This window comes from Colwellia sp. MB02u-14 (genome assembly GCF_014076915.1).
GTDB lineage: Bacteria > Pseudomonadota > Gammaproteobacteria > Enterobacterales > Alteromonadaceae > Colwellia_A.
The window spans coordinates 146,472-166,232 of sequence record NZ_JACGUX010000062.1 but is presented as its reverse complement, the minus strand read 5'-3'; the positions used below and the strand labels follow the sequence as shown (position 1 = coordinate 166,232).

18 protein-coding genes, 1 tRNA gene and 1 pseudogene are annotated in these 19,761 nt (G+C 37.2%); 9 read left to right on the top strand and 11 right to left on the bottom strand.

Annotated features, from left to right (window positions below):
- The first annotated feature begins 1 nt into the window (after position 1).
- Complete coding sequence (locus H4J52_RS20410) at positions 2–199, top strand: hypothetical protein (protein ID WP_404851853.1); 198 nt, start codon at positions 2–4, stop codon at positions 197–199.
- Positions 200–437: 238 nt separating this feature from the next.
- Here H4J52_RS20410 and H4J52_RS05580 read toward each other — a convergent pair whose 3' ends face one another.
- Positions 438–917, bottom strand: coding sequence for a hypothetical protein (locus H4J52_RS05580; RefSeq protein ID WP_182181102.1), 480 nt, complete (start codon positions 915–917; stop codon positions 438–440).
- A 298-nt stretch (positions 918–1,215) separates the two neighbouring features.
- On the opposite strand from H4J52_RS05580, the gene H4J52_RS05575 reads away from it, so the two are divergent.
- Positions 1,216–1,359: a DUF3185 family protein gene (locus H4J52_RS05575; protein WP_182181101.1), complete on the top strand. Its 144-nt coding sequence runs from the start codon at positions 1,216–1,218 to the stop codon at positions 1,357–1,359.
- A gap of 118 nt (positions 1,360–1,477) precedes the next feature.
- A pseudogene (locus H4J52_RS05570) lies at positions 1,478–1,884 on the top strand (nuclear transport factor 2 family protein); the annotation flags it as partial.
- A gap of 189 nt (positions 1,885–2,073) precedes the next feature.
- Here the strand turns inward: H4J52_RS05570 and cspD are convergent.
- Positions 2,074–2,295 carry a cold shock domain-containing protein CspD gene (cspD, locus tag H4J52_RS05565; protein WP_182181100.1) on the bottom strand — a complete coding sequence of 74 codons (222 nt, stop codon included), beginning with the start codon at positions 2,293–2,295 and terminating at the stop codon, positions 2,074–2,076.
- A 206-nt stretch (positions 2,296–2,501) separates the two neighbouring features.
- Here cspD and clpS point away from each other — a divergent pair, with 206 nt between their 5' ends.
- On the top strand, positions 2,502–2,822 hold the full coding sequence (clpS, locus tag H4J52_RS05560; protein ID WP_182181099.1) for an ATP-dependent Clp protease adapter ClpS: 321 nt from the start codon (positions 2,502–2,504) through the stop codon (positions 2,820–2,822).
- Positions 2,823–2,850: 28 nt separating this feature from the next.
- Entirely contained in the window at positions 2,851–5,103 is a 2,253-nt protein-coding gene (clpA, locus tag H4J52_RS05555) for an ATP-dependent Clp protease ATP-binding subunit ClpA (protein WP_182181098.1), read from the top strand.
- Between the two features lie 135 nt (positions 5,104–5,238).
- Here clpA and H4J52_RS05550 read toward each other — a convergent pair whose 3' ends face one another.
- Complete coding sequence (locus H4J52_RS05550; protein WP_182181097.1) at positions 5,239–6,294, bottom strand: 3-deoxy-7-phosphoheptulonate synthase; 1,056 nt, start codon at positions 6,292–6,294, stop codon at positions 5,239–5,241.
- Between the two features lie 132 nt (positions 6,295–6,426).
- On the bottom strand, positions 6,427–7,236 hold the full coding sequence (locus H4J52_RS05545) for a pyruvate, water dikinase regulatory protein (protein ID WP_182181096.1): 810 nt from the start codon (positions 7,234–7,236) through the stop codon (positions 6,427–6,429).
- Between the two features lie 424 nt (positions 7,237–7,660).
- On the opposite strand from H4J52_RS05545, the gene ppsA reads away from it, so the two are divergent.
- The 3 genes from ppsA to H4J52_RS05530 all read left to right on the top strand — a co-directional run bounded on the left by ppsA (position 7,661) and on the right by H4J52_RS05530 (position 13,617).
- A complete protein-coding gene (ppsA, locus tag H4J52_RS05540; RefSeq protein ID WP_182181095.1) occupies positions 7,661–10,036 on the top strand; it encodes a phosphoenolpyruvate synthase in 2,376 nt (791 codons plus the stop codon).
- A gap of 192 nt (positions 10,037–10,228) precedes the next feature.
- On the top strand, positions 10,229–13,306 hold the full coding sequence (locus H4J52_RS05535; protein ID WP_182181094.1) for an FAD-binding and (Fe-S)-binding domain-containing protein: 3,078 nt from the start codon (positions 10,229–10,231) through the stop codon (positions 13,304–13,306).
- A 107-nt stretch (positions 13,307–13,413) separates the two neighbouring features.
- A complete protein-coding gene (locus H4J52_RS05530) occupies positions 13,414–13,617 on the top strand; it encodes a cytoplasmic protein (protein WP_182181093.1) in 204 nt (67 codons plus the stop codon).
- 16 nt (positions 13,618–13,633) lie between these two features.
- On the opposite strand, the gene H4J52_RS05525 is transcribed toward H4J52_RS05530, so the two are convergent.
- The 6 genes from H4J52_RS05525 to H4J52_RS05500 form a co-directional block, all read right to left on the bottom strand.
- A complete protein-coding gene (locus tag H4J52_RS05525; protein ID WP_182181092.1) occupies positions 13,634–13,966 on the bottom strand; it encodes a TusE/DsrC/DsvC family sulfur relay protein in 333 nt (110 codons plus the stop codon).
- Complete coding sequence (gene tusB, locus H4J52_RS05520) at positions 13,963–14,259, bottom strand: sulfurtransferase complex subunit TusB (protein WP_182181091.1); 297 nt, start codon at positions 14,257–14,259, stop codon at positions 13,963–13,965. The genes H4J52_RS05525 and tusB overlap by 4 nt, the downstream gene beginning before the upstream one ends.
- Before the next feature lie 6 nt (positions 14,260–14,265).
- Positions 14,266–14,634: a sulfurtransferase complex subunit TusC gene (gene tusC, locus H4J52_RS05515; RefSeq protein WP_259367820.1), complete on the bottom strand. Its 369-nt coding sequence runs from the start codon at positions 14,632–14,634 to the stop codon at positions 14,266–14,268.
- Positions 14,635–14,644: 10 nt separating this feature from the next.
- Positions 14,645–15,019 carry a sulfurtransferase complex subunit TusD gene (gene tusD, locus H4J52_RS05510; RefSeq protein WP_182181089.1) on the bottom strand — a complete coding sequence of 125 codons (375 nt, stop codon included), beginning with the start codon at positions 15,017–15,019 and terminating at the stop codon, positions 14,645–14,647.
- 115 nt (positions 15,020–15,134) lie between these two features.
- Positions 15,135–15,800 (bottom strand): Bax inhibitor-1/YccA family protein, encoded by a 666-nt coding sequence (locus H4J52_RS05505; protein WP_182224346.1) that lies wholly within the window; start codon positions 15,798–15,800, stop codon positions 15,135–15,137.
- A gap of 137 nt (positions 15,801–15,937) precedes the next feature.
- Positions 15,938–16,546: a DNA-3-methyladenine glycosylase I gene (locus H4J52_RS05500; protein WP_182181087.1), complete on the bottom strand. Its 609-nt coding sequence runs from the start codon at positions 16,544–16,546 to the stop codon at positions 15,938–15,940.
- A gap of 148 nt (positions 16,547–16,694) precedes the next feature.
- Here H4J52_RS05500 and H4J52_RS05495 point away from each other — a divergent pair.
- Positions 16,695–16,785 (top strand) — tRNA-Ser (locus H4J52_RS05495).
- Between the two features lie 350 nt (positions 16,786–17,135).
- Here H4J52_RS05495 and H4J52_RS05490 read toward each other — a convergent pair.
- On the bottom strand, positions 17,136–18,974 hold the full coding sequence (locus tag H4J52_RS05490; protein ID WP_182181086.1) for a DEAD/DEAH box helicase: 1,839 nt from the start codon (positions 18,972–18,974) through the stop codon (positions 17,136–17,138).
- Positions 18,975–19,761 lie beyond the last annotated feature (787 nt).

The window sequence follows — 19,761 nt, the reverse complement described above, 5'->3', positions numbered from 1 at the left end:
TTTGGGTGTTTCTTCCTTAATTTCTCCTATTGCCTTTGAAGGGCGATTTACTGACTTTGATCAATGGGCCTTGTTGTTTATTACGGTGGTATTAACAGCGTTTTTATTGTTTGGTCATTCAATCAGTAAAATTAAATCAGTTTTCTTACCGTTGTTTTATGTGTTTTATGTTGGGCTTGGTTACTACTTTTTTAACTAGAGAATAAGTATTTTTACTCAAAAGCTATAAAAAGTAATGAGCTTAGCGAGTATGAAAAATAGAGCTGATTTTCGATGTTAAGAGCAAATCCAAGCATTAAGTCTTTATAGATTGACTGTTTGAAAATTTAATAAACGCTGAACAATAAAGCCAATTATTTTGATTTTGATATGGTAGTAAAGGCAGATCGCATAGCGATGATTAATCATCATTCGCCGCGACACTCATCATCGGATGATTAATTAAGGCTATAACTAAAGGTCATTTTTTTGCCAAAAGGGTAAGATTTTGTTACGCCTTTTTTGGCCATAAACTTGTAAGTTTCAACCGTAGTGGTCACGATTGGAGACATATCTTTGCATTCATCATCAGGTAGTTTGTGTATTTCAATGGCTTGGGGTCTAACCCTACTATGCACAACCGTGAGTTCTACTTCATCGTTTAGCATCTGATGGGTTAGCTTTAGACCATCAAAATAGTCAATTGATGAGAACAGTTTTTCAGTTTTACCATTCTCTAATTGTCGACATTTTAATTGCAGGTAACTGCTTCTCAGTCCTTTATTCCAAGTCGTAAGCTTTGATGTTACTAAAACATTGCCTTGGCTTTGTAAGCTTTTATCTTGCATAAGTTCGAAGTTAACAATCAAGTTATCTGTCGCATTAACCTGCTGACTTAGCCCACATAAAACTCCAATAAACAATAAACGTATAAACATTAACGCAGCCTTTCTGTCTCAAAATATTTAAACAGTATATACCGAGTGCAAATTATTACTATATATTATCAATAGAAAATTTTGGATTATAAATAATGCATTAATAGAAGGGCTTACATATAATTATTGGATTATGTTTAATATAAGAGTTACTCATTTTTAATAAAGAAACTCTGCTAAATTTACCAAAAATACGACTTTAAAATATTAACTCTCTATGTCTATAATCGTGCATAGTGTTTGTTGTATAGCCAACAAAACTCACGCAATGTTAATGAGTTTTGAATCGGATGTATCTATGAATAATAAAATGTTTGGAATTGTATTTATCATTGTTGGTGTTGTTTTAGCTATGAGGGGCTGTAATATTTATGATGCTGCTAGCCCTCAGTTAAGTCGAGCATTTAATGGCGAAACGCCTATTGAAGCTTGGCAGGAATGATTGGAGGGGGGCTGTGTATTAGTTGGTAACACTCGATTAAAATAAGAAGGGGTTTTATATGAAAAAGTGGTCACTTATTTCCTTTTTATTTACCTGCTCGATATCCGCTTAGGGAGATGAGTCACAGCTAGATTTAAAGGTCTTTGCTCAACAATATTTTGATGCCATGGTGGCGAGTCAAGCACCTGATGCAACAACAAAAGAACTAGAAAATTATTTAGCTTTACTTGTTGATGATGTTGGGCATTCGCATTTACCTTCTGTAACCGATGATTCTCGAGAGGCTGATGGGAAAAAATCAATGCGTAAAGGTATGGCATTTTATTTAGGTGCGCTTACTGAATATCAAGCAGAACTGTTGGATGTATTTATTTTTAATCATTGAGTAATAGCAATTAGATATAAGAATAGTGCAAAAGGCATTCATCCTCAAAATAACCAGCCGATAGCTTATGGTAAACGATGATGGAAGTCTTAGAAATAGAAAAGGGTAAAGTGGCGGTGATACGTAAATATCATGAGTAAATAGTCATAGCAGCCTTTAAACAGAGTAAAAAGCGATAATTTAGTACAAGTATAAAATATAAAAGTTATTCGATAACGCCAGCAATATTGACGGTAGAGAGCTTTACAAAATCATTCATCTATAAAAAATACCTGTTTATTGTACTGACAAACAGGTATTTTATTGGATTATTTTAGCAGCATTGAAAATTATTCTTCACCTTCAATTTCATCAGGTGTGATACTAGCAGCATGGTGGCCTTTAGGCCCTGCATTTAGTTCATAATCTACGTCCTGACCAGCTTTTAATGTACGGTATCCTTCCATTTGGATTGTTGAATAGTGTGCGAAAATATCTTCACCACCGTCCTCTGGACGAATAAAACCAAACCCTTTTGCATTATTAAACCACTTCACTGTACCGTGAGCCATACTTCAACTTCCTTCTATATTCATCGGTAATTAGGTATGCTTGCCTAGAAGCATTAACATAAATACATTTATGATTAAAAAATAATCACTAAATTAAACAGTAGACAACCTCTGAAAATAATCAAGTTTATTTTATAAGTAATTTACAAATTGAATTTTTTGTAAATGTTAAAGCAAAATCACCCGGTACAGACTAGTATAAAATTATGAGCAAGTGGAAAGAGTTAATAGATAATCAGGAAGTTCTTGAAGAAGAGTTCATTGAGCAATTTGAAAAGCCCCCTATGTATACTGTCATTTTACTTAATGATGACTATACACCGATGGATTTTGTTATAGATGTGTTGTGTCGATTTTTTAATATGAACTCAGACAAGGCGACTGACGTAATGTTAGAGATTCATTATAAAGGCAAAGGTCGCTGCGGTACTTTTACTTCTGAAATAGCAGAAACAAAAGTTGAGCAAGTTAACCAATACGCATTAGAAAATGAGCACCCATTGCAATGTGCAATGGAAAAAGCGTGAATTCGCATGGTTTAAAGTGGAGTAGTCTATGCTGAACAAAGATTTAGAAATATCATTAAATATGGCTTTCCGTCAAGCCAAAGACTCTCGTCATGAATTTATGACGGTGGAGCATTTATTATTAGCTTTATTGGATAACCCTTCATCAATTGAAGCACTCAAAGCATGTGCCGCTGATATGGGAAAAATCCGTAAAGAATTATTAGACTTTATTGCAGAAACAACGCCTGTGATCCCAGAAGGTGAAGTAGAGCGTGAAACTCAACCTACATTGGGTTTTCAACGGGTATTACAACGTGCAGTTTTTCATGTGCAATCTTCTGGAAAAAGTGAAGTTACTGGTTCAAATGTGTTGGTTGCTATTTTTAGTGAACAAGAATCTCAGGCCGCTTATTTTTTGAAAAAATCAGATATTAGCCGTTTGGATATTGTTAACTTTATTTCTCATGGAATATCCAAAATAGAACATGTTGATTCTCCTCAATCAACTGATGAAGCACAAGCAGGAGAAGAGCCACGTACTATTGAAAACTTTGCCACTAACCTTAATGAAGAAGCTAGAAAAGGTAATATCGATCCCTTAATAGGTCGCGATAGTGAATTAGAGCGCACGTTGCAGGTATTAAGCCGTCGCCGTAAAAACAATCCGTTATTTGTTGGTGAAGCAGGGGTAGGTAAAACAGCTATTGCGGAAGGCCTTGCTAATTTATTGATTTCTGACGATGTACCTGAATTCTTAGCTGAAACGACTATTTACTCACTTGATATGGGGGCATTATTAGCAGGAACCAAATATCGTGGTGACTTTGAAAAACGTTTTAAAGGGCTATTAAAAGAATTAGAAGACGATGGTAATGCTATTTTATTCATCGATGAAATTCATACTATTATCGGTGCGGGTGCCGCTTCTGGTGGCATGATGGACGCTTCTAACTTAATTAAACCACTATTATCGTCTGGTAAGTTACGTTGTATGGGGTCAACGACTTATCAAGAATACCAAAGTGTCTTTGAAAAAGATCGTGCATTAGCCCGTCGTTTCCAAAAAATTGATGTGGTTGAGCCAAGTGTTGAAGACACCACTAAAATATTGCAGGGCTTAAAAGAAAAATACGAATCACATCACGGTATTCGTTACACCAATAAAGCATTGCGTGCTGCTGCACAATTGTCAGCTAAATATATTAATGAGCGCTTTCTACCTGATAAAGCTATTGATGTTATCGATGAAGCGGGTGCTAAACAACAACTTGTTGCTGCTTCTAAACGCAAAAAAGTGATCAATAATAGCGATATCGAATCGATCGTTGCAAAAATGGCAAGGATCCCAGAAAAGTCAGTTTCATCAACAGAAAAAGACAGTCTTAAAACACTAGACCGTAATTTGAAAATGGTTGTCTTTGGTCAAGATCACGCTATTGATGAATTAACCTCTGTTATTCGACTATCCCGAGCTGGTTTAAGCAGTGAACAAAAACCCGTAGGTTCGTTCTTATTTGCTGGACCAACTGGAGTGGGTAAAACAGAAGTAACACAACAATTAGCTAAAGCTTTAGGTGTAGAGTTACTTCGCTATGACATGTCTGAGTACATGGAAAAGCATGCTGTAAGTCGCTTAATAGGCGCGCCTCCGGGCTATGTAGGTTATGAGCAAGGTGGTTTATTAACAGATGCTGTCATTAAACACCCTCATTCTGTGGTATTGCTCGATGAAATAGAGAAAGCACATGAAGATGTATACAACATTCTCTTACAAGTTATGGACCATGGAACTCTAACCGATAATAATGGCCGTAAAGCTGATTTTAGAAATATTGTGCTTGTGTTAACTACAAATGCTGGCGCTCATGAAATAACCCGCCAATCAATCGGTTTTAAACAGCAAGATCAGACGATTGATGCGATGGGTGAAATTAATAAAACCTTTTCGCCTGAATTTAGAAATCGCTTAGACAATATTGTTTGGTTTAATCATTTAGATGAAGTCGTTATTCAACAAGTTGTTGATAAATTTATTGTTGAGTTGCAAGCTTTACTGGATGAAAAAGGCGTTTCATTAGAATTGACTAAAGAAGCTAAAAAGTGGTTAGCAGTGAAAGGCTATGACAAAACGATGGGCGCTCGTCCTATGTCTCGATTAATTCAAGAGCAATTAAAGAAGCCTTTAGCGAATGAACTGTTGTTTGGTGATCTCACTCATGGTGGTGTTGCAAAGGTGGGGGTTAAAAAAGACAAATTAGTGCTTAGTTACATACAAAAGAAAGAATTAGTTGAGCATTAGGTTTTAACACAGAACAATAAACGCTGTGGTTAGAGAGCGTTTATTGGTCTTATTTGAACGGTATTAAATATATTTATTAATAAAAAAAGCCGCTTAGAAATTATCCTAGCGGCTTTTTTGTCTTTATATTTTAATTTAGCTTGAGCGTTTAGCTTGCACAGCGGCTGATAGCTCATCTAACAAATTTACACTGGTGTCTAAATTAATACAGGCATCTGTTATACTTTGTCCGTAAGTTAGTTTGTTTACATCAACAACTTTTTGGTTACCTTCAATAATGAAACTTTCGACCATTACACCAAATACGGCTTTATCACCTTGCTCGATTTGAGCTCTTAATGAACGGGCAACATCAATTTGCTTATTGTGATCTTTATCGCTATTTCCGTGGCTACAATCGATCATAATACGATTATCTAAGCCAGCCTTAGCTAACACTTCGCCCGTAGTCTTAATATCTGCGAGGTGGTAGTTTGGTTCTTTACCGCCACGCAATATAACGTGAGCATAAGGATTACCATGTGTTTGATAAATACACATTTGACCACTTTTGTTTGGCGAATATAACACATGGGGAACACTAGCTGCCTTTATTGCATCAACAGCAATTTGTACATTACCGTCAGTGCCATTCTTAAAGCCTACGGGACAAGAAAGTGCCGAGGCCAATTCACGGTGGACTTGGCTTTCTGTCGTTCTAGCGCCAATAGCCCCCCAGCTTATTAAGTCTGAGATATACTGACCAGTAACCATATCTAAGAACTCAGTGCCCGCAGGTAAACCCAGTCTATTAATATCCATTAATAGTGAACGCGCTAAGTTTAAACCTTTAGCTACATGGAACGATTTGTCTAAATCAGGATCACTAATCAATCCTTTCCAACCAACAGTGGTACGTGGTTTTTCAAAATAAACGCGCATAACGATTAACAATTCATCGCGATACTTATCATGTAATACTTTAAGTCTTTTAGCGTAATCGACCGCAGCAGTTGTATCATGAATTGAACAAGGACCAATAATGACTAATAAACGGTCGTCTTCACCATTAATGATCGCTTCAATGTCTTTTCTACTTTGAATAATAAAACTTGCTGTTTCATCATCTAGTGGAATTTGTTGTGCTAATTCTTCCGGAGAAACAAGGTTTTCAATTAGCGTTGTTCTAAACTCATCGGTTTTAATAGTCATGGTATTCTAATTTATTTAAAAGCGTTAATGCGCAATGAAAGTCAGCGCAATATAATTTATCGCGCTAACATAACCAAATTAACGGCTTATGTGAAATGGTTTCTGCCTTTTAAAAGATTAATTTGAACTAAGTTAATATTTATAGCGTTGCAAGCCAGTCTCATTGAGAATTTTTGCAGATATTTCTTCGACCGAAAACTTAGTGCTATTAAGGAAGGGGATTTTTTCTTTCTTATAAAGTTTTTCAACTTCTCTTACTTCCATTCGACATTGTCTGGCTGATGAGTACTTGCTATTGGCTAACCTTTCCCCACGAATATCAATTAAGCGTTGTGCATCAATGGTTAAGCCAAACAGTTTCTTTTTGTGGGGTTTTAAGAAATCAGGTAGCGTTAGATCATCCATATCATCGTCAGTAAAAGGGTAATTGGCCGCTTTAATGCCATACTGAAGTGCTAAATATAATGAAGTAGGAGTCTTACCTGAGCGAGAGACTCCGACAAGAATAACATCAGCGTGCTCATAGTTGGTTACATTTGAACCGTCATCATTTGCTAAAGAATAATTAACCGCATCGATACGATAATCGTAGCTATCCTCATGGATACTGTGTGTTCTATGTGCGGTTGGCTTAGCTTCTAGCTTTAGCTCTTTTTCAAGTGGAGCGACGAAGTGCTCTAAAAAATTATAAATAACACCGTCGCAACTATCAATAATCTCTCTGATGTCGTTATTAACAAAAGTATGAAAAACTAAAGGAGGCATACCCGTTCGTTTAGCGGCTTTATTAATTTTTATTTTCGCCGCTTTGGCTTTTTCAATGGTTTCAACAAATGAAATAGTATCGTGATCAAATTCCATGGGGAAAAGTGAAAGCAAAGCATGGCCAAAAACTTCTGAGGTAATTGCTGTACCATCAGAAATATAAAAAGCAGCGCGCATTTAAAACCTCTTTATTATCAATAACTGTAACTTATTATAAAATGTTTCAAATAACATTTCAGTTTATAAAGCTCGCAGTGTAAAATGTCTTAAGCTATAAATATACTGATAAATACCCAAACTACTTGAAAATACAAGTTTCAGCAAGTCGAGAAAGGGTTAGCACCAAGGAATTGATTGAAGACAATAGTTATTCTATTATCGAAATTAATAACTTAGGAGATGACCCTTTCTCGGCTTGCCCGTAGGGAGATAAGCTAGAAAATCAGTTCTGCGTTGCGATAATTGAAAAGGGAATGACCATTCTCTGCGTATCGCGTCTTAATCTGATTTCCTAGCTTAGCTCTGAAATTGCATCTTCAAGTAGCTTGGGTATTACATATAAATCTATTTATTTTTGTTTCTTTTTTTTGGAGAAGATGTCGTGCAAGAAAATGTACTTTGGTATGAAGTTTTAGGAATGAATGATGTTGACCGCGTTGGCGGAAAAAATGCATCACTCGGTGAAATGATCTCAAACCTTTCAAACGTAGGCGTACAAGTCCCGGGTGGTTTTGCCACAACTTCTTTCGCATTTAATGAATTTTTAGAACAAAGTGGCATCAATGATAAAATATATCAGCTTCTTGATAATTTAGATGTCGATGATTTAGCAGCCTTATCAAAATCAGGTGAAACGATCCGTAACTGGATTATAGAAACGCCCTTTCTCCCGCAAATGCAGTTAGATATTGCTCAGGCTTACGAAAAGTTAGCTGACGGTTTTGCTGATGATGCTTCTTTTGCCGTGCGTTCATCGGCAACAGCAGAAGATATGCCCGATGCTTCTTTTGCTGGCCAACAAGAAACCTTCTTAAACGTACGTGGTTTCGATGCAGTGATGATTGCTATAAAGCATGTTTACGCTTCATTATTTAACGACCGTGCTATTTCTTACCGTGTTCACCAAGGTTACGATCACCGTGGTGTTGCTTTATCTGCGGGTATTCAACGTATGGTTCGTAGTGACATTGCTTCAAGTGGCGTGATGTTTTCTATTGATACCGAGTCAGGGTTTGAAGATATAGTCTTTATTACTTCAAGTTACGGTTTAGGTGAGATGGTAGTGCAGGGTGCGGTAAATCCTGATGAATTTTACGTTCATAAGCCGACACTTGCCAAAGGTAAACCTGCAGTTGTACGTCGTAATATTGGCAGTAAAGCCATAAAAATGATTTACACAGCGGATGAAAGTCATGGAAATCAAGTTGAAGTTGTAGATATTGAAGAAGCCTTATCTAACCAGTTTTCATTAACTGATGATGAAGTACAAGAACTTGCTAAACAGGCCGTTATTATTGAACAGCATTATCAACGTCCAATGGATATTGAATGGGCAAAAGACGGTTTAGACGGAAAGCTTTATATTGTGCAAGCACGTCCTGAAACCGTGCGCAGCCGTGAAAGTGCTAACGTAATGGAACAGTTTCAATTACAAGCAACAGCTGATGTTATTTGTGAAGGTCGTTCAATTGGTCACAAAATTGGTAGTGGCCAAGCAAAAGTTTTAGCTTCTCTAGCTGAAATGGACAAAATTAAGCCCGGTGATGTATTAGTTACTGATATGACCGACCCTGATTGGGAACCTATCATGAAGCGCGCTTCGGCGATTGTGACTAATCGTGGTGGGAGAACATGTCATGCGGCTATTATTGCGCGTGAAATGGGGATTCCTGCGGTTGTTGGTTGTGGTGATGCGACAAAACGTATTGCTAATGGTGATGATATAACGGTTTCTTGTGCTGAAGGAGATACCGGATTTATTTATCAAGGCAAGCTTGATTTTACCGTAACAACGTCTCAAGTTGACTCAATGCCCGAAGTTCCATTAAAAATAATGATGAATGTGGGTAATCCCGACCGAGCTTTTGGTTTTGCACGATTACCCCATGCAGGTATTGGTTTAGCCCGCTTAGAATTTATCATTAATAAGATGATAGGCATTCATCCGAAAGCGTTATTAAATTTTGATGAACAATCTGATGATTTAAAAGATGAAATTAACGATATTATTGTTGGTTACGCTAGTCCAGTTGAATTTTATATTGCTAAATTAACCGAAGGTATTGCCACCTTAGCTTCTGCTTATTCGCCAGAGAAAGTAATTGTTAGAATGTCTGATTTCAAATCTAACGAATACGCTAACTTGGTTGGCGGTGACGTGTTTGAGCCAGAAGAAGAGAACCCGATGATAGGCTATCGTGGCGCGGCACGTTATATTTCGAAAGACTTTCGTGAATGTTTTGCGCTTGAATGTGAAGCAATAAAACGTGTTCGTAACGATATGGACTTGACGAACGTAGAAGTGATGATCCCATTTGTTCGTACCGTAGAAGAAGCTGAGCAAGTTATTGAAATTCTGGCTGAAAATGGTTTGATACGTGGTGAGAATGGTTTACGCGTTATTATGATGTGTGAATTACCTTCTAACTGTTTGTTAGCCGATCAATTTCTTGATCACTTCGATGGTTTCTCTATTGGTTCAAACGATTTAACGCAATTAACGTTAGGTTTAGATCGTGATTCTGGCTTAATCGCTCATTTATTTGACGAACGTAACCCTGCTATTAAAGCCTTACTATCAATGGCAATAAAAGCGTGTAAAGCGCGTGGGAAATATGTTGGTATTTGTGGCCAAGGCCCTTCAGATCATCCTGATTTCGCCGCTTGGTTGGTTAATGAAGGTATTGACAGTGTCTCACTTAATCCAGATACCGTACTAGCAACTTGGTTGTATATTGCTGAAAACCACAAAGCATAATTTTATAAACTGTATTTTAGGGTAAGGCTTTAGTCTTGCTGGCAGTATCATTAATAAAGGCTAGGATCTTTTAACGATAATTTTAGTTAAAAAGTTCTTAGCCTTTTTGCTGTCTTAAGCAAAATTTGGTCATAAATCAAAACTGACGTGATATACTGAAAACATTATTAATTGTCAGTATGTTTTTCGCTTATGTCTCAAAGCTTACCTTCATTAGAACACCTAGAACTTATCGCTCCACTGTATCAAAAGTTTTCTCAGGAGCTTGCTAATAGTCAATATACAGGTGAAATAAATTGTCAATATAGTGCCCGTTTAGCGGTTGCTACAGACAACAGTATTTATCAACAATTACCGCAATTGGTTTTGCATCCTAGAAGCAAAAAAGACATACAATTGATCAGTCAATTGTCTTCGACTGAACAATATCAAAGCATAAAATTTAGTGCACGTGGCGGTGGTACTGGTACAAATGGTCAAAGTTTAACGCCAGGTATTGTCGTTGATTTATCAAAATATATGAACCGTATTTTAGAGATTAACACTGAAGAAAACTGGATACGTGTTGAAGCTGGTGTTATTAAAGATCAATTAAATGATTATTTACGCCCTCATGGCTTTTTCTTTTCTCCTGATTTATCAACCAGTAGCCGTGCAACCATTGGTGGGATGATCAATACAGATGCTTCAGGGCAAGGCTCTTTGGTCTACGGAAAAACTTCAAACCATGTGTTGGCGTTAGAGTCAGTTTTAGCGAATGGCGAGATGCTTTCAACATCACCAATGGCAATTGAGCTAGCAGAGGAACTTGCCAAAGAAAATAGCAGTTACGGCAATATTATCAAACAAGTACTTAACTCTTGCCGTGATAATCGCGACTTAATTTTAGAAAAATTTCCTCGTTTAAATCGATTTTTAACGGGTTATGATTTAGAGAACGTTTTTAATGATGACTTAAGCCAACTCGATGTTTCTCGTTTGATCACCGGTTCAGAAGGCTCATTAGCGTTTGTTTGTGAAGCAAAGCTTAATTTAACACCAATATTAAAAGCTAAAACACTGATCGTTATTAAATATGATAGTTTTGACTCGGCACTTCGTCATTCTCCAGCATTAGTTGAAGCTAAAGCGACATCTGTTGAAACTATTGACTCAAAGGTTTTAAACTTAGCGAAGCAAGACATTGTTTGGCATTCTGTGAGTGACCTAATTACCGACGTAGAAAATAAAGTGATGGACGGTATTAATATCGTTGAATACAACGGAACAAGTATCGAAGCTCTAGCAGAGCAAGTGGCGGAGTTAACCGCACGTTTAACGCAAGACATAAGCAACAATACGGGCGTTATTGGTTACCAAGTGACTACTGACTTAAGCAGTATCAATAAACTTTATGGCATGCGTAAAAAAGCAGTGGGTTTATTAGGTAATACGCCTGGTAGTCAAAAACCGTTAGCTTTTGCTGAAGATACTGCCGTTCCCCCTGAAAATTTAGCCGATTATATTGTTGAATTTCGAGCGTTACTCGATAGTTACGATTTACATTATGGTATGTTTGGTCATGTCGATGCTGGCGTTTTACATGTCCGCCCGGCGCTTGATATGTGCGATCCAGATCAAGAAAAATTATTGCGTGAAATTTCCGATAAAGTGGTTGCTTTAACCGCCAAGTATGGCGGCTTAATGTGGGGTGAGCACGGTAAAGGTTACCGCAGTGAATATAGCCCACAGTTTTTTGGTGAACATTTATTTAACGAATTAAGAAAAATAAAATCAGTATTCGATCCACTTAATAAAATGAATCCTGGCAAAATTTGTACGCCGCTTGAGTCGAATGAAAAGCTCGTTTCAGTTGACGATACCAAGCGAGGGTTTTATGACCGCCAAATTCCTATAACGGTTAAAGATTCATTTAGCTCAGCACTTGACTGTAACGGCAACGGTTTATGTTTTAATTATGATGTAGATAGCCCAATGTGCCCGTCAAGTAAAGTAACTCGTGACAGAAGACATTCTCCAAAAGGTAGAGCAGGTTTGATGCGTGAGTGGTTACGCCTTTTAGAAGCGAAGGGTGTAGACATATTGGCTTTAGAAGAAAATATTCAGCATTGGTCAGTAAAACGTTTACTCGATAAAATAAAGAATCGTTTTTCGTCTAATCAACAAGAAGATTTTTCTCATGAGGTGATGGAAGCCATGCAAGGTTGTTTAGCCTGTAAAGCGTGTGCAAGCCAATGTCCTGTAAAAGTTGATGTACCAGACTTTAGAGCCCGTTTTGTCAACCTATATCATTCAAGATACTTTCGTCCGTTAAAAGATCATCTTGTCGCTAATGTAGAAACGTTGACGCCATTGATGGCGAAAGCACCTAAATTAATTAATTCAGTGTTATCTCACCAATGGTACGACAAATTTTCACGTGCAACTATTGGGTATATTGATACCCCCATATTGTCTGTGCCCACCTTGGCAAAGCAAGTGAGCGACAAAAATTATAAAATTTTTGATCTCGCTTATTTAAAAAACCTAAACGCCGAGCAGCAAGCGAGTCATGTATTGATCGTGCAAGACCCTTTTACTTCTTTCTATGACGCAAATGTGGTTGAAGCTATGATGGCGTTAATCGAAAAATTAGGTTTTACACCGGTATTATTACCCTTTAAACCTAATGGTAAGCCACAGCATGTAAAAGGATTTCTAGCCAAGTTTGCAAAAACAGCTAAAAATACCGCTGAGTTTTTAAATGAACTACATCAATTAAATATTCCTATGGTAGGTTTAGATGCTTCATTAACACTTTGTTATCGCGATGAATACAAACAAACGCTTGGCGATAAACGAGGTGACTTTCATGTGTTGTTAGCCCATGAATGGTTATTAACAGTTATGGCACATCAAAATACTAAAACCGCGCTTTCATTATTAACTTATGAAAAGCAGGCTGTTCCTTATAAATTATTTGCGCATTGTACTGAGAAAACGGCATTAGCAGGTAGTGAAGGGCAATGGCGTGAGATATTCAAGTTATTTGGTTTACCACTTGAAAATGTTTCTGTTGGTTGTTGTGGTATGGCCGGTACTTATGGTCACGAGCAAGTAAACTTTGAAAATTCAAAAATGCTTTTTGAAATGAGTTGGCAAAATAAATTAGCTACATTAGAGGCTAAACAAGTCTTAGTTACCGGCTACTCTTGTAGAAGCCAAACAAAGCGTTTAGGTAACATGCAGACTCGCCATCCTGTGGAAGCGTTATTATCAGCTTTTGACTAAATATTTTCATGAACTAAAGTTTTAATAAATATTGTCGATACAGTTTTTAATAAACATTGTAATTTTTTTAACTTGCTATATTGAATAGCCAAAATGTGAGCGGCTTTATGTCTATATCAATAAATAATACTGAAAGTTTTCAGGCCAATATAACCACTGGGCACGCGTTGTTAACGGCTAAGCTAGCACAGGGGCAGCAAGAGCTTGAGGGGAAAATGGCGTTAACACTTCTTACTTCCGCTGGAGGGGGCAATTCAGCCGCTTTACCTGCGGTTGGTGTTAGTGGGCATAATGTTAATATTAAGGTTTAATATTTAAATATAGAGCTTAAATACATCGTGCTGGCTTGGGTAAGCCAGCATACTTTGTTGCTTGTTTTGCTGGACCTTCCTTGAATAATCGATATAAATACCGACTACTGGCTTTTTCTTCACCAAACTCAGCTTTCATCGCCTTCGTCAATGCTCTGATCGCAGGAGATGTGTTGTAGGTTAGATAAAACGCCCTAACGAAGCGTATAACTTCCCAATGCTGTTCCGTTAATAACAGTTCGTCTTTATCTGCAATTAACTGCGCTAAATCACTGTGCCATTCTTTAAAATTAATTAAATAGCCTTGTTTGTCGGTAGCTATTTCTTGTGCATTAAAGCGTAAGCTCATTGCCAAGTTACCGATTTTTCTGTTTCACAAATAAGGGTCATTAAAGCTTCTAGTGATAACGTATTAATTATGTTTTTATCAATAGCTATTGCTCTTGCTTGAGCATGTGCCTCAACAATATAAAGTGCTGATAGGGTGACTTTATTTAAAGCTTTTTGCCATAAATCATGACTAATATTGTAGCAACCATCATCGAGTAAAACGAGGGTGTCACTTGTTTGTATTACGTTAAGGCATTGCTGGAAATCATTCGCTTGAAAAGCGGAAGTGCGCACTAAATGAAGCATACTCATTGTCGGTTAAAACCTTAATATTGTTTGATGTTGATGTAATGATGTTGAAAAATCATCACGGTTGAGTACTTGTACATTTTCAATAGAAAAATGGTTCGTTAAACCACGTTCAATCATTGAATGATGACAGACATAAATATTTTCAATGTCGTAAAATTCTAAAGCCGCAAACGTTTTTAAGAAGTCTTTTTGTTCAACCTTCTCAGGCTGTTGCCCCGCGACTAATTGATAAACGCCTTCACCAAGAAAATACAAACTAACGGCTTGTTCATAAGAGCCAAAAATAAGTGCAATATCGAGAGCATCTTTAGCATTGGCTTTTGACAATGGTGCACTGGCATTAATTATAGCAACGGATTTTTCAGGTTGGGTCATCATAAATTCCTTACAGTTGAATTAAACGATCAGCGTTTACATTCAATTCTACTAACTCACCTAAGCCTGACAAGGTAAATGCTTGATGAATATGAGTCGCTTGGTTATCACTAATATCGTCAATTAACCCACGTTTATCTGCTGCCGTAGCACATAAATGTAAAGCAAGGTTATGGTCGTTGTGAAGCTGTTGCCATTGCTGATGTGCTTGGTATTCGTCATTAGGTAGGGCAAGGTGTAGGCTACCATTTAAAACACCGTCTTGATAAAAAAATACTCCAACAACTTCAATACCACTTTTTAAGGCAGCGGTAACCATATTAATAGCGGTAGCGGTTAAATTACTGTTGGGAGGAGTGGTGATAACAAAAGCGATACTTTTCACAAGATGTCCTAGATGTTCAAAAACAAATAACTATAAAAAAACCTCGGTGATCATAAGACCAGCGAGGTTTAATATTATAAGCAATAATCAGCTTATATTCTATGACCTTGAGACATTAATCGTCGCTGCCCAAAATACCTAACATGCTTAGCAAGTGAACGAAAATGTTGTAAACACTTAAATAAAGTGAAATCGTTGCACGAATGTAATTGGTTTCACCACCGCGGATAATACGGCTGGTATCAAATAAAATTAAACCTGACATGATCATAATAACTGCAGAACTAATTGCTAACGAAAGCGCAGGTATTTGGAAAAACATATTCGCTATCATGGCAATAACTGCAACGATTAAACCAACCATTAAAAAACCACCCATAAACGAGAAGTCTTTTTTACTGGTTAATGCGTAACCTGATAAGGCGAAAAATATTAATGCTGTTCCACCTAGTGCTTGCATTATCATTGATGGGCCGCCTGGCATTGAAGCATAGTGGCTAAGCATTGGTCCTAAAGAGGCGCCCATTAATCCGGTGAAAGCAAATATCCAAAAAATACCACTCGCTGAATCAGCTTTTTTGTTTACGACAAACATCAAACCAAAAGCAACTAAGGTCATTATAAGCGCTGCACCACGTGGTAGGTTCATTGCCATAGAAATAGCGGCAGTAACGGCACTAAATGCTAGAGTCATTGACAACAACATGTAAGTGTTTTTAAGTACCTTGTTAATTTCGATAGCTGAACTTTTGCTACCCTGTAAACTAATATTTGATTGCATAAAACTTCCTCTGATAACTTTGGTTATACTTTTTAGATAAGGCCGTATAAGTAGAATTCAAGAGTATTCTTAAAATTTACTTCGACATCTTGACATATTATGGCATGGTGTTTTTTAAATTACTATTATTTAGTTGCTTAAATCTGTTGATATTCATTAATAATTTGTGAGCGTTTGTAACAGTCAATATTGTGGTCATTAACCATACCGCATGCCTGCATATGTGCATAGCAAATGGTAGGACCTACAAATTTAAAACCACGCTGTTTTAAATCTTTACACCAAGCATCTGATTCTGGAGATGTAGCAGGGCTGTTGTCACCGCTATTCCATGAATTTACAATGGTTTTGTTATTAACGAATTGCCACATATAGGCGCTAAAACTACCAAACTCCTTTTGAATATCAATAAAGCATTGTGCGTTATTAATGGCAGCGTTAATTTTGGCTCGATGCCGAATGATACTAACGTCTTGTAAAAGTACTTCAACTTTATTCTGATCATAAGTAGCCACAATATTTATATCAAAATTATCAAATGCTGCCCGATATCCATCACGACGTTTTAATATGGTATACCAACTTAAACCCGCTTGAGCAGACTCCAAACATAGATACTCAAAGAGTTTTTGATCATCATAAAGAGGAACCCCCCATTCTTCATCATGATATTTTACATAATCAGGTTTTGAGATATTAAGCCAAGAACAGCGACAAATTTTCAGGGCAGAGTTTTCATTATTCATATACAACCTTAAATGTTGTTTAAATAGCTAGCAATGTGTTGTTTTTTTTAGCAAACGGTCAGCTTTTGAAAATAAATGCTTTACAAGTGTTTTTCGACACTTTAATATTCGCCTCGTCTTCAAGCAAGCAATTGTTTTAAGACATTCAGGTGAGATGGCTGAGTGGTCGAAAGCACTGGTCTTGAAAACCAGCAAGGGTTTATAGCCCTTCTAGAGTTCAAATCTCTATCTCACCGCCAAACATAGAAAACCCGTTAATCGAAAGATTAGCGGGTTTTTGCATTTTGAACTGAAAACATTCACGTTAACGATAAACAAGGGTTTATAGCACTAAACCTTCGAGTAGAGTTCAAACTCACTCTCACCGCCACATTAAAGAATCAGTAAATCGAGAGATTAGCTGACTCTTACTTTCTGAATATCTAAAAAAGGTGTTTTTGACTAACTCAGTGAACAGCTAGTATAATAAAGTGTTGATTATAATGGTTATTCATAGGCTTTACCATGTTGTACCATCTACTGGTAGTAGTGATGTACCACTCCAATAGGGTTTAAACTTCTTTATGAAAATGAGCCCGAGTTAATGAGTTTATTTAAGCTCATTGGCTTTTCGGTATTTACCTTGATAGTCAAAAAGTCTATTTTTAATGCGCCAGTAGAATTTCTGTTTTCTTGCAATGACAAAATCAGGACACGGCAATATGTTAGCTAACTTTAATGCTTGTTCAAGGTTAGTCACTTCATACGACCCAGTAGAGCCCAGTTGAACACTGATTTTAGCGCTAAGGCGTTTAGAAAAGATATCATTGAACGCTTTAAGTTGATTTGGCTTAGCGAAGTCAAAAGATTCATTGAGTTCAGCGCCTTCCTCATCATGGTAAGTGATTTTTAACTTATCAGCGCCCTTATCACTAACTTTTGTTAAATTAAGACCTGCGCAGCGAATAATTTTTGAATCTTTAAGTTGCAGTGCCTTTTTTAACATATCATCGGGGTCGACTAAGATCTCAAGGCACTGTAAACAGTTACGAGCAGCTATGTCATTTTCACCACCGCAGTGAGGGCATTCTTTAAAGACAAAACGATAGTCACATTGACTCTCGGTAGTTTGCTCTTCATTTGGATCATCGATGAGGGCTTTGCATCGTCGCCCGTAGTGTTCCACTAAATAACCATCATCATCACAAATGCCCCAAAATATATTGGGAAATTCACAACTTGGGCAAACAACTTGAACGGGCTGACTTTTACCATTCGGCTTTTTCTCACCGACTTCGGGATGATAGAGGTCATAATCATTGCCCGTATAGTCAATCACCAAGCAATCTTTTTTGTTATCACTCAAACGCAGACCACGACCGATGATTTGCTGATAGAGACTAACCGATTGTGTTGGACGTAATATTGCAATCATATCGACATGGGGAGCATCAAAACCAGTGGTTAATACTGAAACATTAACCAAATATTTAATTTCTTTACGTTTGAATGCCTTAATTAACTTATCGCGCTCAGTGTTGTCGGTAGCCCCGGTAATTAACGCACTCAATTGGGTGGGTAAATAACTAAAGACTTCCTTAGCATGTTCAACTGTAGCGGCAAATACCATAATACCTTGACGTTTATGGCTTAACTCAATGACCTGTTCCATAATGCCTTGAGTCACTCGGGGATTTTTGTTTAGTAGGTGATTAATATCCGTAGGACTATAGTCGCCAGAGGCGTTTGCTCGCAGGTTACTAAAATCATAGTGTTCTATGGTGGCATCTACTAAATTGGGCTGGGTTAAGTACTGGCGTTTAATTAAGTAACTTAGCGGTAGCTCATAAATACAGTGTTCAAAAGGCCGTTTTTCTTCACTTCGCATAAAACCACGGTAATGCTTTTTATAAATCCAGCCCATGCCCAAACGATAGGGGGTTGCGGTTAAACCCAATAATTTTACCTTGGGGTTAACTTGCATCAATTTCTCAATGATCTGTTGATACTGGTTACTTTTAGCTTCGTCTTTAGCTTTATCATTAGACTGTTCATTAGACATATCAGCGCTGGCTAAGTTAACTCTGTGACATTCGTCAATAATAATTAAAGAGTAGGGCTCATAGAAGTCATCTAGATTACGGGCTGCCGATTGTATGCTGGCGAACGTGACTTGGTGCTGCGTTTCTTTCAGTTTTAATCCAGCAGAATAAATACCGGCGGTAACACCATAGCTTTCATATTTTTGATGATTTTGCTCGACCAATTCTTTCACATGGGTGAGCACCAGTATTTTTCGCTTTGCCAAGCGAGCGAGTTCGGCAATTACCAGACTTTTACCTGAGCCTGTAGGTAAAACAATCACCGCAGACTCATTGGTTTTTCGAAAGTGTTTGAGCACCGCAGAAACGGCTTCTTGTTGATAATCTCTAAGTTGAAAAACTTCCACGCAGTAATGCTGCCTTATAGGGAACGTAAAACCGCCATAATAGCAACATAGCGGATAAGTCCAAAATTTAAAGCCAACTTTAAGCCTTCATTAATTTGCGCAGGCTAATCTAGAGAGTAGGGTTTAAAAAGAGAATAGTATACTGCGCACAACTGGAAATATCACTAAGGCAATTGAGCCTTAATAAGATGTTTTCTACAAAAAAGTAATATAAAGCAGTAATGGTAGGCTGTTATCCAATCTTCTTTACAGTCCACTCTCAATCATTAGGAAGTTCTTCATAACAATCAAACCGGCTATTTATCTGTATGCTCATCTGGGGAGTCAAGGATGTTAAGGCTCACTTTCGAGGTATGGACTGGAGGACGAGGAGAATTTGATTTTAATTTATTTAAAGTAATGCGTTCCCTTGGGGATAAAGAACTAAAAGTGATACAAGATCTTTGGGGTTGCTAAATAAAAACTAAGTACTCTAATACTCCTGCAAGATCAGTATTAATGCTGTCTTTTAGTTTCTGACTTTCGCAATTAGTTAACCTGTTTTGGATTAAATCCATTTTTAAGTAGTTCAAAGTCTTTATACTCAATGCATGCATGTTGCCAACTAAAGAGAATGAAAATAGATTGCTTAAATCAGAATGTAAAAAGTAATTTCAACGGTAATGCAAACTCGTATTGGACCAACGGATCATTAAAAACAGCCTACATGTAATGCAAATTAATTGAGAAATATCTTATTCATCTGTAATAAAAATAAGTGGCGTAGCCCTACCTGAGAAAAATATTT

Excerpts from the sequence above, each read along its gene's own strand:
- H4J52_RS05580 (WP_182181102.1), bottom strand. The coding sequence starts at position 917 with ATGTTTATACGTTTATTGTTTATTGGAGTTTTATGTGGGCTAAGTCAG.
- H4J52_RS05575 (WP_182181101.1), top strand. The coding sequence starts at position 1,216 with ATGAATAATAAAATGTTTGGAATTGTATTTATCATTGTTGGTGTTGTT.
- cspD (WP_182181100.1), bottom strand. The coding sequence starts at position 2,295 with ATGGCTCACGGTACAGTGAAGTGGTTTAATAATGCAAAAGGGTTTGGT.
- clpS (WP_182181099.1), top strand. The coding sequence starts at position 2,502 with ATGAGCAAGTGGAAAGAGTTAATAGATAATCAGGAAGTTCTTGAAGAA.
- clpA (WP_182181098.1), top strand. The coding sequence starts at position 2,851 with ATGCTGAACAAAGATTTAGAAATATCATTAAATATGGCTTTCCGTCAA.
- H4J52_RS05550 (WP_182181097.1), bottom strand. The coding sequence starts at position 6,294 with ATGACTATTAAAACCGATGAGTTTAGAACAACGCTAATTGAAAACCTT.
- H4J52_RS05545 (WP_182181096.1), bottom strand. The coding sequence starts at position 7,236 with ATGCGCGCTGCTTTTTATATTTCTGATGGTACAGCAATTACCTCAGAA.
- H4J52_RS05535 (WP_182181094.1), top strand. The coding sequence starts at position 10,229 with ATGTCTCAAAGCTTACCTTCATTAGAACACCTAGAACTTATCGCTCCA.
- H4J52_RS05530 (WP_182181093.1), top strand. The coding sequence starts at position 13,414 with ATGTCTATATCAATAAATAATACTGAAAGTTTTCAGGCCAATATAACC.
- H4J52_RS05525 (WP_182181092.1), bottom strand. The coding sequence starts at position 13,966 with ATGAGCTTACGCTTTAATGCACAAGAAATAGCTACCGACAAACAAGGC.
- tusB (WP_182181091.1), bottom strand. The coding sequence starts at position 14,259 with ATGAGTATGCTTCATTTAGTGCGCACTTCCGCTTTTCAAGCGAATGAT.
- tusC (WP_259367820.1), bottom strand. The coding sequence starts at position 14,634 with ATGACCCAACCTGAAAAATCCGTTGCTATAATTAATGCCAGTGCACCA.
- H4J52_RS05505 (WP_182224346.1), bottom strand. The coding sequence starts at position 15,800 with ATGCAATCAAATATTAGTTTACAGGGTAGCAAAAGTTCAGCTATCGAA.
- H4J52_RS05500 (WP_182181087.1), bottom strand. The coding sequence starts at position 16,546 with ATGAATAATGAAAACTCTGCCCTGAAAATTTGTCGCTGTTCTTGGCTT.